This is a genomic window from Prevotella sp. ne3005 (assembly GCF_900110085.1).
Classification (GTDB): domain Bacteria; phylum Bacteroidota; class Bacteroidia; order Bacteroidales; family Bacteroidaceae; genus Prevotella.
On the sequence record NZ_FOCK01000001.1, the window covers coordinates 119,775 to 137,872 of the forward strand.

Sequence of the window (18,098 nt, forward strand, 5' to 3'; positions counted from 1 at the left end):
TAACTTTCACACCTCCGTTGCGTTTATTCATCAGATCATATTATCAACTTAAAAGGACCTTTTATGAAACGAACCATCACCTCTGTCCTGATGGCTATGACCATCGGATGCACGGCTGTGCAGGCACAGCCCTTCGGAGCCCCAAGTGGCCCCTCAGATCCACACACCCTGAAATGCGGTCACCAGACGATGACCATCGACGCTGGCAAAGGCGGAAAAATCCTGTCGCTGAAGTACGACGACCAGGAAGTTATCTCCCAGTCAAGGTTCCCCGAATCGTTTGGCAGCACCTTCTGGACAAGTCCGCAGAAAGAATGGAATTGGCCCCCCGTACCCGAATTTGACAAGCAGGCCTACACGGTTGAGGAAAAAGATGGCCATCTCATCATGACCAGCCCCGTTAGCAATCGTCTGGGCTTCCGCATCCGCAAGGCTTTTGCTACCGATGAGAAAGACGGTGCCTTCGTTATCACCTACTCTATCATCAATGAGAGCAACGACACCCGCAAGGTAGCTCCCTGGGAGATTACCCGCGTCACCAACGATGGTGGCGTCATCTTCTTCGATGCCCCCTTAGAGGGCATCACACCAGCCAACCTGATGGACTTCAAGGCCGAGCACGGTGCCGTGTGGTACAAGACTGACGTGACCAATGAGAACCGTAAGATCAATGCCGATGGTAATGGTTGGCTGGCTTATGCGAACAACGGACTGCTGCTGGTGAAGAAGTTCAACGACCTGAAGCCTGGCGATCCTGCTCCCAACGAGGCCGAGGTTCAGGTTTATGTCAACCGAGGCAAGACCTACATAGAGCTCGAGAGTCAGGGTGCCTACACCACGCTTCAGCCCAAAGAAGAACTCAATTGGACCGTCCGCTGGTATCTCAAGCCCATCAAGGAAGCAACACCCTCGAAAGACTTGCTGAAGATGGTAAAATAACAGAACAAATCCCACCGATTGGCGGGATTTGTTTTATTTAGATGACGTGTAAGCCGAGGAACACCATCAGGCCGTTCATCAGGATCCAGAAGATGGCAAACGGCATTGTCTTACGCATGATGTCACCGTCCTGACCCTCCATATCGCAGGCAGCCGTAGCAATGGCGATGGATTGCGGAGAGAGCAGCTTACCACCCTCAGAACCAGCACAGTTGGCAGCTGCCAGCCAGTTGGTTTCGTTACCCGTTACGCCGAAGAATGTGCCCTGGTTCACCAGTCCGAGGTCGCTGGCGGCAGTAGCCTGCAGCTTACCGAAGAGGATGTTGGCATTCGTGGCGCTACCCGTTACGAAGGTACCGATAGAACCAATCAGCGGAGCGAAGAACGGGAAGGCAGCACCCGTGAGCAATACCAGTCCCTTGGCAATATCGTTGGTCATACCCGTATTGTTCATCAGCATGGCCATAGCCACAAGACAGCAGATCGTCACCACCGTCTTCTGCAGGTTGATGGTGGTCTTGGCCAACAGTTTCATCAGACTGCCGAAGCTCATGCCCTGAATCAGTCCACCGATGACTGCACCGAGGAAAATCATCAAGCCAGCATTCGACAACCAGCCGAACTTAAACGTATTGCCAATCACTGGCAACTCAAACTTAGTCACCAGCGTATTGTTCAGCAGTTCGTTTACCGGCGGTACAATCTTACTGCTAATCAGGATGAAGAAGATGATCAGACCGTAAACACTCCAAGCCTTGAGGGTCTTTGCCAGACCGAACTTCTTCCTCTCCACGATCACCTCGTCCTTGGGGTCCTCATCGCGTATGAACAACTTATTATATATAAGCATGGCGATGATGGCAGCCACAGAACCGAGGATGGCTGGTGTCTCAGGACCGATGAAGTGAGCACAGCAGAACTGCACCACGATGGAGAAGGTTCCCACGAAGAGCGCAATGGTGATATTCTTCATGATCTTCGTACGATCGGTCATCATCAGGATGAGGAACGGGGTGATGAAGAACATCAGCGAGAGCTGCAGGATGATGAACGTAGCCACCTCACAGAGCTCTTCGGGCGTAGCCACACCACTGGCAGCCACCTGGTTGGCCAGCGTCGTGGCGGGCAGACCTACGGCACCGAAGCCTACAGCCACCGTATTGGCCACCAGACAGATGACAGCCGAGAACATCGGCTTGAACCCCAGTCCAATCAAGATAGCGGCAGGGATAGCCACAGCCGTACCGAAGCCGGCCATACCTTCGAGCACACCACCGAGACCCCATGTGAGCAAAAGCACCAACAATCCCTTATCTGAGGTCATCTGAATGAACTGCGTCTTGATGGTCTCAATCTCCTTGGTCTCGCATAGGATATTATAACTGAAGATGGCGCAGATAATGATCAGGATGATCGGGAAGCACGCCTTCAAGAAGCCCTCCACCACCGACCATAAAGTGATGCCAAAGATGGACACCCCGGCATACTTCTCCGGAACGATACCCATCGCAGGAACGGCAAACAGGGCCAACAAGATCGTTACAGCCAAGGTGATAATAGCACTTCTATAGCCCGACACCTTGAAACCCATCATCAGGACGATGAGCAATAAAATAGGAATTACAGATACTAATGCAGTCATAGCGGTCTTTAGTTATTATTTTGTGAATATTATATACGTTTTGCCGACAAATTTACAAATATTCTCCCATAAAACCATATTATTTTAGTGAAAAAATCAAAAAGAGCAAAAAACTCTCATCTTTCTACTCCCAACTTTCAAATTAATTTTGTATCTTTGGGCCGAAAATAATAATACACATCTAACTAAAAACGAATGCCCTATGATTGAACAATTCCTATCAGACCTCAGGAAGTTCCTACCGTCTGACCGTATCTACACCGATGAGCTCCGTACACTCGGTTGGGGAACAGACGCCAGTTTTTACCGTCAGATTCCCAAGGTCGTCATCCGCAGCGATGGCGAAGAGGAAATCTCCAAGATAGTAAGTCTCTGCCAGAAGCACAAGCTGCCCTTTACCTTCCGTGCTGCAGGCACATCACTCTCTGGTCAGAGTTGTACTGACAGCGTGCTCATCGTAGCCGGCAAGCACTGGGAGCAGTACAAGTTTGGTGAGGGTATGGAGACCATCAGACTCCAGCCTGGTATTGTGGGTGCCAGAGTGAATGAGATTCTGAGGCCCTTCGGTCGTGTATTCCCACCCGACCCTGCCTCCATCGGCTCAGCCATGGTGGGTGGTATCGTGATCAACAATGCCTCGGGTATGAACTGCGGCGTGCATGCCAACAGCGACCGTATGATGGTCTCTGCCCGCATCATCCTGACCGATGGCACCGTGCTCGACACAGGTTCTGAAGAGAGCAAAGCGGCCTTCCGCAAGAGTCACCCCGAGTTTCTGAAAAAGATTGAAGATTTGCGCGATAAGGTACGTGCAGACAAGGAACTGGCAGAGCGCATCAAGACCAAATACAGCATCAAGAACGTAACGGGTCTGAACCTGCGTCCGCTGATAGCCTATGACGATCCGTTCGACATCATCGCCCACTCGATGGTAGGCTCCGAGGGTACCCTTGCCTTCCTCTCCGAAGTCACGATGAAGACGCTCCACGACTACAAGTACAAAGCCTCTGCGATGGTTTACTTCCTCACGATGAAGGAGAGCTGCGAGGCCGTGGTAGCCATGAAGAAGCTGAAGGCCGGTGACGAAGACCTAGAGATGAGTGCAGAGAACCTGATGGTGAAGAGTGCCGAGATGCTCGACTACATGTCACTCAGTTCCGTCGACGACCCTGTCTTCCTGCGTTATAAGGAAGATGTGGATGCCGGACGTATTGCAGGTGTGGAGCCCGGCGACTATCACAACCTCACCGCCATCCTCACCGAGACCAAAGGCATCACACACGAGCAGCTGCTGGAGAAGATTGAAGCCATCGGCAACTGTCTCACACAGTTCAACCTCTACCAGCCCGTTGAGTTTACCGAGGATCCCAAGGTATACGGCAAATACTGGGCCATCCGAAGCGGAATCTTCCCAAGCGTCGGTGGTACACGCCCCATCGGCACCTCCTGCCTCATCGAAGATGTGGCCTTCCCCATCGAATCGTTGCCTGAGGCTACCGTCAAGCTGCAGAAGCTCATCGCCGACCACGGCTATGACGATGCCTGTATCTACGGTCATGCCTTCGAAGGCAACTACCACTTCATCCTCAACCAGAGCTTTGCTGATGAGCACGAGGTGGCACGTTATGCCGAGATGATGCGCGACGTGGCCAAACTCGTGGTCGAGGGCTACGATGGTTCACTGAAGGCAGAACACGGTACAGGTCGTAATATGGCACCGTTCGTGAAGTATGAGTGGGGCGACAAGGCCTACGAGGCCATGAAGGAGCTGAAGGCCATCTTCGACCCCGACGGCCTGCTCAACCAGGGTGTCATCTTCAACGACGACCCCGACTGCTTCATCAAGTGTCTGAAGCCGCTGCCAGTGCTCGACTTCGACTTCAAGAAGGTGCCCGATGGCGGTCATTACCTCATGGACCCGACGCTCTCTACAGCCAAGGAGACCATCGAGCAGGTGAAGCGTGCCAACAAGTGTATTGAGTGTGGTTTCTGCGAGGTCAACTGCATGTCGTGCGGCCTCACCCTCTCCTCTCGTATGCGTATTGCCGTCCAGCGTGAGATCCGCGAGCTGGAGGCCACGGGCAAGAATCCCGAACGTGTGGCTACGCTGAAGAAACAGTATAAATACTATGGTGATCAGACTTGTGCCACCGACGGCCTCTGCTCCACCTCGTGCCCGATGAAGATCAACACAGGCGAGCTGACACACATCATCCGTCAGATGGATATGCTCAACAACCATCTGGGCTATCAGGTCGGTGAGTTTGCTGCCAACCACATGGCTGGCATCAAGTCTGGCCTGCGCGTGGTACTCGATGTGGCCCATACAGCCCATGTCACCCTCGGTCCCACGCTGATGACCACCGTGTGCCGCACGATGAACAAGATGGGTCTTCCGCTCTGGACCACAGCCATGCCCAAGAAGCACCGTCAGCCCAAGAAGTCCGACCTCACCCAGTTCATCATCGAGAAATCCATCCCGCACAAGGAAGAAGAGCACTCTGACCTGAAGGTGGTCTACTTCCCCAGCTGTATCAACCAGACCATGGGTCAGTCGAAGGGAAGCAAGATGAAGCACGACCTCGTGGATGAGGTCATCCAGCTGATGGCGAAGGCTGGTTATGAGGTCATCTTCCCCGAAGGCATGGAGAAGATGTGCTGCGGACAGATCTGGGAGTCAAAGGGTATGCTCGATATTGCCGACCGTAAGAGTGCGGAGCTTGAGGCCGCTCTCTGGAAAGCCTCCGAGCATGGCAAATATCCAGTGCTCTGTGCCCAGAGCCCCTGCCTCCATCGCATGAAGAAGGTGATGAAGAAGATGAAGCTCTACGAGCCTGCCGAGTTTATCATGAAGTACCTCGTTGACCGTCTCGACTTCCATCCCACCGACAAGCATATTGCCCTGCACCTCACCTGTTCTACCCGCCAGATGGGTGTAGACAAGGATATGATTGCCCTGGCGAAGCTTTGCTGTACCAACGTCTTCCTACCCGAAGGCGTGGGCTGCTGCGGCTTTGCCGGCGACCGCGGATTCACCTTCCCCGAGCTCAACAAGTACGGCCTGAGGAAGCTCCGTCCGCAGATTGAGAAGAAAAAGATTGAGGTGGGCTACTCCAATAGCCGTACCTGCGAGATTGGTCTGGAAACCAACACCGGCATCCCCTACATGAGCATCATCTATCTGGTGAACCTCTGCACGACGCCGAAAAAAGGTCTGACATCGCATGATATGAAATAACAAATTGTCAACGATTTATGTTAATTTCCCCAAAATAGGCCGTTAATTCGGCCTTTTTTATTACTTTTGCGGCCAAAAATTAAGCTTAAGAATAACATTATCGATAATATGGCCAATAATAACTCTTTCGTAGGCTCAAAAATCAAGAGCCTTCGTGAAACAAAGAATCTCAGCATCGAAGAGATTGCAGAGCGCAGCGGACTGTCCGTAGAGCAGATCAACAGTATCGAAAACGATGTGAACCTGCCCTCCTTAGGGCCGCTGATTAAGATTGCCCGTGCACTGGGTGTCCGTCTGGGTACGTTTATGGATGATAACGATGCGCTGGGTCCCATCGTGACCCGTGCCGCCGACCGCGAGAAGGATAGCAGCATCAGCTTCAGCAACGATGCCACCGATGCCCGCAAGCACATGGAGTATCACCCGCTGGCTCAGCAAAAAGCCGGTCGCCACATGGAGCCGTTTGTGATTGACATCAATCCCGAGGAAAGTCCTAACTTCCAGCTCTCTGCTCATGAAGGTGAGGAGTTCATCTATGTCATGCAGGGCGAAGTGGAGATTGTGTATGGCAAGGAGACCTACAGCCTCAAAGAGGGTGACTCCATCTTCTACGACTCCATCGTGAAGCACCACGTGCATGGTGCCCCGGGCAAATCAGCCAAGATCCTCGCAGTCGTCTATATTCCATTTTGATTGAGAATTGAATATTGAAAATTGAAGATTGAAGATGAGCAACGTAAAATACGATATGGCGGGGCGTCCGCTTCCTGATAGAACATACCCTGCCGAGACGGGCAGCAAAGGCTATACACTCCACGAGCGCACACTCGGCCAGTGGCTCGAATACTGGGCTGAGACAACGCCTGACAAGGAGTACATTGTCTACTCCGACCGTGATCTCCGCTTTACGTGGAGCAAGTTCAACGAGCGCGTAGACAACCTTGCCAAAGGCCTCATTGCCATCGGTGTGGAGCGTGGTTCCAACGTAGGCATCTGGGCCACCAACGTGCCCGACTGGCTGACGTTCCTCTATGCCACAGCCAAGATCGGTGCCGTGCTGGTAACGGTGAACACCAACTACAAGCAGAGCGAGCTCGAGTATCTTTGCAAGGACTCCGACATGCACACCCTCTGCATCACCGACGGTACCTGGGACTGTAACTATGTAGACATGACCTACACCATGCTGCCCGAGCTGAAGACTTGCGAGCGCGGTCATCTGAACAGCGAGCGTTTCCCCTGTATGAAGAACGTAGTGTTCATCGGCATGGAGAAGTATCGCGGCATGTTCAATACTGCCGAGCTGTTGCTGCTGGGTCAGAACGTGGAGGATGAGACCCTGCTTGAGATGAAGAGCAAGGTGAGCTGTTACGATGTCTGCAACATGCAGTACACCTCGGGCACCACAGGCTTCCCCAAGGGCGTGATGCTCACCCACTACGGCATTGCCAACGATGGTTACTTCACAGGCGAGAATATGGGCTTCACGCAGGACGATAAGCTCTGCGTCTGTGTGCCGCTGTTCCATTGCTTCGGCGTGGTGCTCGCCACGATGAACTGCCTTACGCATGGCTGTACCGAGGTGATGGTTGAGAAGTTCGACCCGCTGGTAGTACTGGCGTCCATCCATAAAGAGCGCTGTACGGCTGTCTATGGTGTGCCCACCATGTTTATCGCCGAGCTCAACCACCCCATGTTCTCGATGTTCGACCTCACGTGTCTGCGCACGGGCATCATGGCTGGTTCACTCTGTCCTGTGGAACTCATGAAGCAGGTCAGCGAGAAGATGTATATGACCATCACGAGCGTCTACGGACTCACCGAGTCGTCACCGGGTATGACGCAGACTTGTCTGAACGACACCTTCGAACAGCGTTGCACCACGGTAGGCCGCGACTATCCGTTTGTAGATGTCAAGGTGCTCGACCCCGAGACCGGCGAGGAGTGTCCCGTCGGCGTACAGGGTGAGATGTGCTGCAAGGGCTTCAACGTGATGAAGGGCTACTATAAGAATCCTACAGCCACCGCTGAGGTCATCGACAAAAACGGCTACCTCCACTCTGGCGACCTCGGCATCAAAGACGAGCAGGGCTTCTACAAGATCACGGGCCGTATCAAGGACATGATCATCCGCGGCGGTGAGAACATCTACCCGCGTGAGATTGAAGAGTTCCTCTACCACATGCCTGGCATCCGCGATGTGCAGGTGGCTGCCGTTCCCTCCAAGAAATACGGTGAGGCCGTAGGTGCCTTCATCATCCTTGAGGAGGGAGTCAAGATGACCCCCGAGGATGTCCAGCTGTTCTGCCGTGGCAAGATTGCCCGTTACAAGATTCCAAAGTACGTCTTCTTCATCGACCAGTTCCCGCTGACCGGCTCAGGTAAGATCCAGAAGTTCAAGCTCAAGGAGATGAGCCTCAAACTCTGTGAGGAACAAGGCATCGAAGTAGTTTGATATACCCCAAAAACATCCATCCCCGCCCCGAAAACGAGCGGGGATGATTGTGTCTACTTGTTTAACAGAAGAAAGATTGTAAATTACAGTCCTGTCATCCCGAGCGCAGTCAAGATGGCACTATCAATTATTGTTAAACTATTACCCTACCCTTGCGCAATCCAAATAAAAGCCGTACTATTTTTCTTCCGTCACTTTGTAACTTTGTAACATTGTAACATTAAGGTGGTGGCGATTGTGGAAGGGGAAGGTAATAAGAATTATTATATATTATAATATATAATAATTTATAATATACTCTAGGCGGGAATTGCAATGTGCTTAATGTTACAATGTGACAAAGTGACATTGTTACAAAGAATCGGCATCTGCTTGGCTGAAAAACACGAAACGTAATTTCGCGGAGCAATTTTTCACGGCTCGAAGGCCATGAAATTACGGCTCGTAAAAAATCGCGCGAATTTGAGCATCTTCGACGTCAAAATGACGTCAATTGGAGGGCGAAAATTTGGAAGTGTGCGAAAATTGTCGTACCTTTGCACCGTTTTTAAAATGACAGTTATGAAAGAAAGATTTTTATGGATGTTGACCGCCATCTTGACTTGCGGCCTTTTGACAACCTCATGCTCGGATAATGATGATCAGAGTTCACCGAGGGATGAGGTGGAAGAACAATTAGCAAAGATGACGCTGCGAGAGAAGGTGGGACAGATGTTCTTCGTACGCATGGAAACACTCGATACGACCATTCACTGGAACGCCTATTCCGACCTTCAGGAGAATCCTATACATGAGGTGAATAAGACCATGCGCGATGTGAATGCCAACTACCCCATCGGCGGACTCATCCTCTATGCATGGAATATCGACGACGAGGCACAGCTGGCCAAGCTGATTCCTCAGATACGGGCACTGAACGGCCATCCACTGCTCTGCATCGATGAGGAAGGCGGACGTGTGTCACGCCTCGCCAACAACCCCAACTTCAACGTGAAGAAGTATGAGTCGATGGCTGCCATCGGTGCTACAGGCGACCCGAAGAACGCCTACGAGTGCGGCAACACCATCGGCACCTATCTGAAGCACTACGGCTTTGACATCGACTTTGCACCCGTAGCCGATGTGAACACCAATCCTGACAACATCATCATCGGCCTCCGTGCCTTCAGCGACGACCCTCAGGTGGCTGCGCCGATGGTAACCAACTATCTGCAAGGTCTGAAGGATGCAGGTGTCACAGGCTGTATCAAGCACTTCCCCGGTCACGGTGACACGAAGACCGACACACACTTCGGTTATGCATCGACTCAGAAGACGTGGGAGGAGATGATGGATTGTGAGATGGTGACCTTCAAGGCAGGCATCCAGTGGGGCTGTCAGCTGATCATGACCGCCCATATCGGTGCACCCAACGTCACAGGCTCGGATGTGCCCAGCACGATGTCATCGGTGATCCTGCAAGACAAGCTGCGCGGCGAACTGGGCTACCAGAACATCATCATCACCGACGGCATGGAGATGGGTGCCATCACCCAGCAGTACTCGAGCGCAGAGGCTGCCGTGAGCAGCATCAAGGCAGGTGTTGACATTGTATTGGGTCCGAAGAATCTGGTGGAGGCATTCGATGCCGTGATGGACGCCGTCAACAAGGGCACCATCACCGAAGAGCGCATCAACCAGAGCGTGAGAAGAATACTGAAACTGAGGCAACAATAATAAAAAAAGATGCCCTCCTGAGAAACCGGGAGGGCATTTTTTTTATGGATGTTACTTACGCAATTACTTACGAATGAGCGTTGAACCCAGCTTGGCGAGCTGTACGGCATAGACGCCCTTGTGGAGCCCCGCAAGACTGATCATGCCATCCTGAACCTGGGTCTGAGCCACCACAATGCCCTGCAGGTTGTAGAGCGTCACGGGCGTACCATCTTCAGCGCCATCGGCATAGAGGCAGTCACCAGCCACGCGGAAGGTGATATTGTCAGGCTGGTTGGTGCTGATGCCGTTGATGCCCGAAGGGTCATAGAGACCCAGCACGTAGAGCAGGCCCTTGTAGGCATTCATCTTTCCAAAGCCGAAACGCTCGGGCTTGGCCTTCGTAAAGTCATCGTTGTCGCTGGTCTTGGCACAGATATCCTTGATGTCGGCAGAAGTCAGCTTCCTGCCCTTGTCACGGGCGGCCTGCATCCAGAGGGCCACGATACCGGCAGATGCGGGTGTCGACATAGAGGTGCCGCTGGAAGAGCCCCACTGATAGGTGCGTGCAGACTTCTGACCCTCAAACTGATGATCGAGATCCTTCTTAGCTACAACCGTATAATCTTCGTTGGGATCTTCATAGAAGCTGTTGATGGCAGAATAGACACTCACGCCTGGCGTGCAGACATCGGGGTGCTTATGGCCTGCCAAGTCGGTGCCGAAACTTGAGAACTCGGCAATATCGCCTATGACCTTGCCAAATCTGTTTTCCTTGGTTGTGCCATCAAGCTTTTTGTTCACGTTGTTGGCCGACCAGGCACCTACAGAGACAGGCAGACCCGTGGTATTCCAGTCACCCATGCTCACCTCGCTTGTTCCTTTGATAAAAATACCTTCATTGATCATCGTCGCATTATTATCGGCCCAGGCAAACACCTCAGCAGGCTCCTCGAGCGGTTTGACGTGCAGCGTCCAGCCATACACCGGCATGCCAAGAAAAGACTTGAACTGGGCAGTGGCAGTCTTGACGGTGATAAGTGTATATTTGAAAGTATTGTCAGAGGTATTGCTCTCCATAGCCGTTCCCTGACTTGATGCGAACTCGATACCACCAGCGAAATAATTGCTGACATTTTTCACAACATCCTCAAAGGCCTGGCGTTCCTCAGGAGTATGTTTGCTCAGCTCGGCCTTTATCTGGTCGTTGATAAACGAGAAGATCTGGACGGTGTCGTTGGCTTGTTTTCCCGTGTTGATGGTTAGCGGACAGGCATACACCTCTTTATCGTCTAATAAGTCATAGATGCCCATTCTTGCCTCAATAGGCTTGACAGACTTCACAAAAAAGTAAATAGACGATTGATTTCCTGACACTGCCACGTTGACCGAATCACCCACGTTCACCGTACGGTGGACATAGATGCTGTCTTCGCCCTCGTTGCTGGCACAAAGCATCAGCACATTGTTCTTGGCGAACTCTCCAAGAAGCTGAGAGGTGGGGCTGGTGCCGTTATGCCATCCATCGTGTGCATTCATGCTGTAGCTTACCACCAGTTCCTTGTTGTTCTTCTCAGCGTAATGCTTCATGTAATCCAGAAAGTCAGAAGTGGAATTGCTTACATTAACGATAGCCTCACCATCGCTGTCCTTGTCGGGCTGATCGGTACAGAGGATGAGCTCAGCATCGGGAGCCATACCACCCAACATGTTGCCCGTAAGGCCGTTGACACCTTCGACGGGCGTGCCTGCGGCGATGTAGGCGCAGTGCGTGCCATGCGACTCGGTGCCATCCTTTACTTTCAGGGTGTCAAGGATCACTTTGGGGTCGGTAACGATGCCAGGCAGCAGCTGTACCTGCGTGGAAGCCCCGGTATGGTCGGTCTTGGTGACGGTCACCTTCTCTTGTGGCACCTTGGTGTTGCCAGCCAGGTAGACAGCCTTGACGCGCAGATTGCCATCCTTATCCTTGAAGCCCGGGTGGGTATAGTCGAAGCCAGTGTCCATGACGCCGATAACCACATCCTTGCCCGTATAGGCCTGAGGCAGTTTCTCACCCTTGCCCGACTGCACCTCGTCGACCTGAGTAACCTTACGCGAGGTATCAGTCTTCTTCACACCCTTCGTAGCCACATCGACGAGCAGCACGCCCTCTGTCTGAGCCATCGCCTCGATCTTGTCTGCAGGGACGGTCACAGCCACGCAGCGTCCATAGACACTATTCACCTCGGCGCCAAGGGCCTTCAGCTGTTCGGCAACAGCCACAGGACTGGCCTCGGCCTTACAGATGACCACGAACGATGCCTTCGGCATTTGCTTTCCATCGGCACGCGTCATAGCCTTATTCTTCTGATACTGCTGTTTCAGGGCATTGGCCTGAGCAGAGAAATCCCCTTGTGCACTGGCTGTGAGTCCAGTTACGAAGAGCAATGATGCGAGTAAAAACTGTTTCATGTTATCTTGTCTGTTAATAAATGTCGATTCACTTTTAAATGAAAACCCGCGCAACCCATTGATACCAATTAGTTACGCGGATTTATCAGCGGAGAGAGAGGTATCTCTCGCAGAAGGAGAGGATCCCTATATTTTTCCGTCTAACACACTGAGAACCAGCACCCTTCTGCTTCATCTCTATGTGGTTCGATTTCTCATCTGTAATTAATTTGTAATACTCTTCTTTTTCGGTCAGATTTCGCTTGTTTTCGCTCATCATAACCTTTTCGACTGCAAGGACGGTGCAAACCGAGTACAGAGAGCTCGCTCTTTGTCGAGGTGCAGCCCGTTCTCGCGGTTTTCAGCCGCAAAGTTACGAATAATTTTCGATATGTGTACCAAATGGAGCAAAAAATAACATTATTTTCTTTTGTCCGTTCCCTCTACCCTACCTCATGGTGATCATTGAAATGGAAAACTCGCAAATTAGACCATAATAAATTGTAGCCACTCACATCACATTCTTGCTCAGTTTATCCCACTATTATGCCCGTTTATTACAAACCTATGCAGAATATCCCAGATTTATGGAGGAATAAATCTGACTGCCTACCTTTGCAACATGATTTCAAAAGTTTAGTAGATGGCATTCGTTTCGACCACTACGTTGAATTTGCCTCGAAGGTCTCAAACCGCTAAAATTTTAGGGGAAATGTGATGGGGTTACTGAAAAATTGCTTATCTTTGCACCATGCTAAAACAAAAACTTGGACCGACTACAGAAAAAGAGCGTCACCTGATACTCGATATTCTTAGGGGATTGGCATTGGCTGACATCGCACTGGCCAATTTCCCCGAGTTTGCATTGTGGACCTTCCTCTCTCCGAATGAGCAGGCAATGTTGCCTACGGCTGAGGTTGACAAGGTGGTAAGATTCTTGCAGTTTGCCTTTGTCGACGGAAAGTTCTACACCATCTTCTCGATACTGTTTGGCATAGGATTCTCACTGATACTGGCTCGACGAAGTGTCTCGCTATTCCTGCGCCGCATGCTGATACTGGCCTGCATCGGCTTCTGCCATCTGATGTTTATCTGGAGCGGCGATATCTTGTTGCTCTATGCCGTAGGCGGACTGTTGCTGCCTCTGTTCATCAAGATAAAAGACAAGGTGCTCATGGTAATAGCGGGGCTGCTGATCTTTGTGCCAGTTGTGCTGGATGCCCTGACGGAGTTCGTCGGCATCGATTTCTCGGGACCATTCTATGACCTCTGGTGGGCACAGGCAGCCAAAGAGGGCATCACGGAGGCCAACTTCGCCTCCTGGCTTCGCGATGCCGACGATTATGCGGCGATGTTTGCCTTTCTGAAACAAGGGGCTTGCGAACGACTGTGGGAGATTGTGTCGGGTCATAGGTTGCCAAAGGTGCTGGGACTGTTTATCATCGGTTTTCTGATAGGCAGACACCGGTTCTATGCCCGTTTAAGGGAACTGCCACTGAAACAGATCTTCCTGTGGACGCTGGTGTTCTCGCTGCCTACCTCGCTGCTCTATGCCTGGAGTGTGGTTGAGGGACATCCCTGGGGACTAACTGTCCACTCGCTGCTCTATGCCGTGAGCGTCATTCCCATGTCGTTCAGCTATATCGCGGCTGTCTGTCTGCTATTCCTGAAGCGCCCTGCCTGGCTCATGCCTCTTGGCCAGCCCGGACGGATGGCGCTGACGTGCTACATCATGCAGTCGGTGATAGGCGTCATCTTGTTCTACGGCTTGGGATTTGGACTTGGCACAACCTTCGGCCTCATCACCATCGAACTGACGGCCGTCATCGTCTTCCTCTTCCAGATAGCCGTCTGCAAGTTGTGGCTTCACTTTTTCCGCTTCGGCCCGCTCGAGTGGATCTGGCGCATGCTTACTTACGGCCGCTACTTCCCCATATCTTGGAAGGAGTAAAAGTGATGAAAAAACGCTTGAGCAGTATGTACGAATCTGTATGCTCCCAGAAGGAATATGGAAAGGGTGATACTACTCATTGCTACAATATCAGATGTTTCATGGGGTGACCGCCCCAATGGCTATCATTTACATATCGGAATCCGACAGAAGTGTATAATGCTTCGCCGACGGGATTATTCTTATCTACCAAGAGACCGACACACGGCAAGCCCAAACGATTAGCCCGTTCTTTAGTAGCCAACAACAGTTTTTGGGCTATACCCTGACGACGATATTCGGGTTGTACAGCCAGAGAATCAAGATAGAGTTCACCTGCTTGTGTTTCATCGTCCATACCTGAATGGTCCTTACCAATATATTCTTTTGCATCTTCGATGAAAGCTCGTCGAAGTTCGTGCAGTTGGCCGCCATCATAGCTGACTGATATGCCGACCACCTTATTGCAATCCTTTGCAACGAGAGTATTCTTGTAACTATACTGAGAGTCTTCTCTTTCGACAAGCATTGTCATCATCTTCTGGAAGTCATCAAGTCCATAGCCATCCCCGCAGAAATACAGACAGCAATCATCTGTCATTGCCATCATAATCAAGCGGACAATTTCTGCTGCCTGGCTCTTTGTTGCTTCTTGAATCTCTATCATCTGTACTTCTCCAATTCCTTAATTAATCTCAAAACCAGGCACAAAAGTACAAAGAAATCTCCAAATCTCAGATGAAAACACTAACTTTGCAACATTATTTATGAGAAATAGCGATGGCAAATAAAAGACCAAATCCAAACGAGGCGTTTCCTAATCCGAATCTACCAAGACTCTGCTACATCAAGAATGTGGTGAAGAATCCGCGTATCATCATCGGCGATTACACCTACTATGATGATGTGGATGGTGCTGACCAGTTTGAGAAGCACGTCACGCATTTCTACGACTTTATCGGTGACAAACTTATTATCGGTAAGTTCTGTGCTATTGCCAAGGGGGTGGAGTTTGTGATGAACGGTGCTAATCACAGGATGGATTGTGCTACAACATATCCCTTTTATATCATGGGTGGCGACTGGGGAAGTGCCATTGCACCAGTGAAAGACGAATTGCCGCAGAAAGGAGATACCATCATTGGCAATGATGTCTGGATCGGCCAGAACGTCACCGTGATGCCTGGCGTCCATATCGGCGACGGAGCCATTATTGGAACAAACTCGGTGGTGGCAAAGGATATTCCTCCTTATGCTATTGCTGTTGGGAATCCTTGTCGAGTTGTCAGGAAACGCTTCGATGACGAACTGATAGAGCTATTGCTTAAACTCAGGTGGTGGGACAAAAGCATAGAGGAAATAGAAACCCTCATGCCGATATTATCTTGTGGCAACTTGGAAAAGGTAAAGACAGAACTGAAGGCAAGACTATGATTATTCTGATAACAGGTGCATACAGCTTGGCAAGACCGTTGTGACAGCAAACAATTAAAATAACAATATTCAAAGTAAAGCTATCAATTATGAAGTACCCATGTGAGAACTGCAAGCTACGTGCTGCGTATGACAAGAATCCGAAGTCATTAATTGGACGCTTCTGGCGTTGGCAAATCAACTTCTGTCCCAGTTGGCGAGGTTACTTTAAGTCGTTGCCACCTGAGAAACAGGAAGAGTTTCGCAAGAAGTATGATTTTTGGAAGTATCAATAATTTGTAAATCGTAGAGCTATGAAGTATCTCAAATTATTTTTCCGTTTGCTGTTGGGTCTGTTTATGACCTATGCAGGTTTCAGTCATCTGACATTCAACCGTCAGGAGTTTGTGGCGCAGGTGCCCACATGGCTCCAATTCAGTGAAGGCTTAACCGATTTCGTGGTGCTGGCATCGGGCGTAGTGGAGATTGCACTTGGCCTCGGTATGCTGCTGTTATGGAAGAAAAAGGCTGTGGTAGGTGCATTACTGGCCCTCTTCTATGTCGCCATCTTCCCTGGTAACATCAACCAGTACGTCAATCACATTGATGCCTTTGGTCTCACCACTGACAATCTGCGTCTTATCCGTCTGTTCATCCAGCCCGTCCTTATCTACCTCGCTCTTTGGAGCACTGGAGGTTGGCAACAGTTGAAATCATGGTGGCAGTGTCTAACAAAGTCTAAGAAGGCATAAAATATGAGTATGCTCACCACTGTCCTGGCAATATTGGTGGCCTTGGAACATCTGTACATCATGTTCCTCGAAACCATCGCGACGAGTTCAGAAAGCACGTCAAGAGTGTTTGGCATCAGCATTGACCAGCTGAAAAGCAAGACCATTGCGACGCTGTTGAAGAATCAGGGTGTGTATAACGGTCTGATAGCCATTCTACTGTTGGTTGCTGTCTGGCAACAGGATTTGCTGTGGACACGGCTGCTATTGGGCTATGTCGTGTTGGTAGCACTATATGGTAGTCTGACCAGCAAGCCAAACATCATCCTGAAACAAGGCGGCTTGGCTATCTTGGGATTGATCTGTAGTTTTATCTGAGTGTATGGAAAAAGAGATACGGTTATTACCACTTAGGGAGGCAAAGACCATTGCTATGAAGGAAGAAATGCAGGAGGCATTCCAGCATGGATTTCAGTCGTACTATAAAGAAGACAACCAATGGCAGGTGCTGCCTGATAAGGACTTCTATCAGTCGTTAGAGGCTGAAGGAGCAGAAGTCTACGAAGCTATTGATACAGACGGTCTGCGTGTGGGTGGTGCCATCATTGCTATTGATTCTGCCGAACATAGAGGCGAATTGTCGTTTCTCTATGTGAAAGTGGGCGTTCAGAGCAAGGGCATCGGACAGGGCATCTGGAAAGCCATCGAGAGATTGCATCCTGAAGTGGAGGTTTGGGAAACCTGCACGCCGTATTTCGACCGTCGAAACATCCACTTCTACATCAACCGCTTAGGATTCCATGCCGTCGAGTTCTTCAACGAGCATCATCCTGACCCGCACATGCCAGAGCAGTTTGACCAGGAGGACGGGCTGTTCAGATTTGAGAAGAGAATGGCGGATTAACAATTATTATGTCCTAAAATTAGGCAGTTTGGAATATTTTCCGTATATTTGCAACATAAATATACCTATAACGAATGAAGCTGAAAGATTTTTTTGCTTTTAAAGACTGGCTATCGTATCGACAGAAGGTGGGTTTGCTGGTGATAGCAGGCGTCGTATGCGGCCTCGGCGGATTGTTTATGTATCTGCTTAGGGCGCATACTTATTTTATAGGTGACAACCCGTCGGCCTGCGTCAACTGCCACATCATGACACCTTACTATGCTACGTGGAGCCACTCCTCTCACGGACGTATCGACCATCAGTCAAACGGTGCCACTTGCAACGATTGCCATGTGCCCCATCAGAATCTCGCCGTATATTACGGTTTCAAGGCAGTCGACGGTTTAAAGCACACAGTGTATTTCGTGGGCCACATGGAGCATCAGGCCATCAAGGCCGAGAAGCTAACAGGTCAGGTAGTGATGGACAATTGTATCCGCTGCCACACACAGCTGAACACGGAGTTTGTGAAGACAGGCCGCATGGGCTATATGCAGCAGTTGGCTACAGGCGGCAAGGTGTGCTGGGACTGTCATCGTAACGTGCCCCACGGTGGCATGAACTCGCTGATGGCAACACCTGGAGCCGAGGGGGTGACACCCCTACCACCATCGCCTGTGCCGGAATGGCTTCAGAACATGATGAAATGAAAAATTCAACAAACATCGCAAATAAA

General features: G+C 50.7%; 15 protein-coding genes. 12 read left to right on the top strand and 3 right to left on the bottom strand.

Features of this window, described 5'->3' with window-relative positions:
- Positions 1-63 precede the first annotated feature (63 nt).
- A complete protein-coding gene (locus tag BMY16_RS00470) occupies positions 64-939 on the top strand; it encodes a hypothetical protein (protein WP_091838613.1) in 876 nt (291 codons plus the stop codon).
- Between the two features lie 37 nt (positions 940-976).
- On the opposite strand, the gene BMY16_RS00475 is transcribed toward BMY16_RS00470, so the two are convergent.
- Entirely contained in the window at positions 977-2,581 is a 1,605-nt protein-coding gene (locus BMY16_RS00475) for an L-lactate permease (protein ID WP_091838616.1), read from the bottom strand.
- Between the two features lie 202 nt (positions 2,582-2,783).
- Between BMY16_RS00475 and BMY16_RS00480 the strand changes: the two genes are divergently transcribed.
- The 4 genes from BMY16_RS00480 to BMY16_RS00495 all read left to right on the top strand — a co-directional run bounded on the left by BMY16_RS00480 (position 2,784) and on the right by BMY16_RS00495 (position 9,990).
- The gene (locus BMY16_RS00480) at positions 2,784-5,819 is read left to right on the top strand and encodes an FAD-binding and (Fe-S)-binding domain-containing protein (RefSeq protein WP_091838618.1); all 3,036 of its coding nucleotides are present in this window, start codon (positions 2,784-2,786) and stop codon (positions 5,817-5,819) included.
- Positions 5,820-5,927: 108 nt separating this feature from the next.
- Positions 5,928-6,512: a helix-turn-helix domain-containing protein gene (locus BMY16_RS00485; RefSeq protein ID WP_091839782.1), complete on the top strand. Its 585-nt coding sequence runs from the start codon at positions 5,928-5,930 to the stop codon at positions 6,510-6,512.
- Between the two features lie 55 nt (positions 6,513-6,567).
- On the top strand, positions 6,568-8,274 hold the full coding sequence (locus BMY16_RS00490; RefSeq protein ID WP_091839785.1) for an AMP-binding protein: 1,707 nt from the start codon (positions 6,568-6,570) through the stop codon (positions 8,272-8,274).
- A gap of 561 nt (positions 8,275-8,835) precedes the next feature.
- Positions 8,836-9,990: a glycoside hydrolase family 3 protein gene (locus BMY16_RS00495; protein WP_211839315.1), complete on the top strand. Its 1,155-nt coding sequence runs from the start codon at positions 8,836-8,838 to the stop codon at positions 9,988-9,990.
- A gap of 63 nt (positions 9,991-10,053) precedes the next feature.
- Here the strand turns inward: BMY16_RS00495 and BMY16_RS00500 are convergent, their stop codons facing one another.
- A complete protein-coding gene (locus BMY16_RS00500) occupies positions 10,054-12,423 on the bottom strand; it encodes a S8 family serine peptidase (RefSeq protein WP_091838621.1) in 2,370 nt (789 codons plus the stop codon).
- 730 nt (positions 12,424-13,153) lie between these two features.
- Here BMY16_RS00500 and BMY16_RS00505 point away from each other — a divergent pair.
- A complete protein-coding gene (locus tag BMY16_RS00505) occupies positions 13,154-14,353 on the top strand; it encodes a DUF418 domain-containing protein (protein ID WP_091838624.1) in 1,200 nt (399 codons plus the stop codon).
- Positions 14,354-14,435: 82 nt separating this feature from the next.
- Here the strand turns inward: BMY16_RS00505 and BMY16_RS00510 are convergent, their stop codons facing one another.
- Complete coding sequence (locus BMY16_RS00510) at positions 14,436-14,999, bottom strand: GNAT family N-acetyltransferase (RefSeq protein ID WP_091838625.1); 564 nt, start codon at positions 14,997-14,999, stop codon at positions 14,436-14,438.
- A gap of 113 nt (positions 15,000-15,112) precedes the next feature.
- On the opposite strand from BMY16_RS00510, the gene BMY16_RS00515 reads away from it, so the two are divergent.
- The 6 genes from BMY16_RS00515 (at position 15,113) to BMY16_RS00540 (ending at position 18,072) form a co-directional block, all read left to right on the top strand.
- Entirely contained in the window at positions 15,113-15,766 is a 654-nt protein-coding gene (locus tag BMY16_RS00515) for a CatB-related O-acetyltransferase (RefSeq protein WP_091838628.1), read from the top strand.
- 89 nt (positions 15,767-15,855) lie between these two features.
- A complete protein-coding gene (locus BMY16_RS00520) occupies positions 15,856-16,041 on the top strand; it encodes a hypothetical protein (protein ID WP_091838630.1) in 186 nt (61 codons plus the stop codon).
- 18 nt (positions 16,042-16,059) lie between these two features.
- A complete protein-coding gene (locus BMY16_RS00525) occupies positions 16,060-16,497 on the top strand; it encodes a DoxX family protein (protein WP_091838633.1) in 438 nt (145 codons plus the stop codon).
- Positions 16,498-16,500: 3 nt separating this feature from the next.
- Positions 16,501-16,854, top strand: coding sequence for a DUF1304 domain-containing protein (locus BMY16_RS00530; protein WP_091838636.1), 354 nt, complete (start codon positions 16,501-16,503; stop codon positions 16,852-16,854).
- Between the two features lie 4 nt (positions 16,855-16,858).
- A complete protein-coding gene (locus tag BMY16_RS00535; RefSeq protein ID WP_170835953.1) occupies positions 16,859-17,380 on the top strand; it encodes a GNAT family N-acetyltransferase in 522 nt (173 codons plus the stop codon).
- A gap of 74 nt (positions 17,381-17,454) precedes the next feature.
- A complete protein-coding gene (locus tag BMY16_RS00540) occupies positions 17,455-18,072 on the top strand; it encodes a NapC/NirT family cytochrome c (RefSeq protein WP_091838643.1) in 618 nt (205 codons plus the stop codon).
- Positions 18,073-18,098 lie beyond the last annotated feature (26 nt).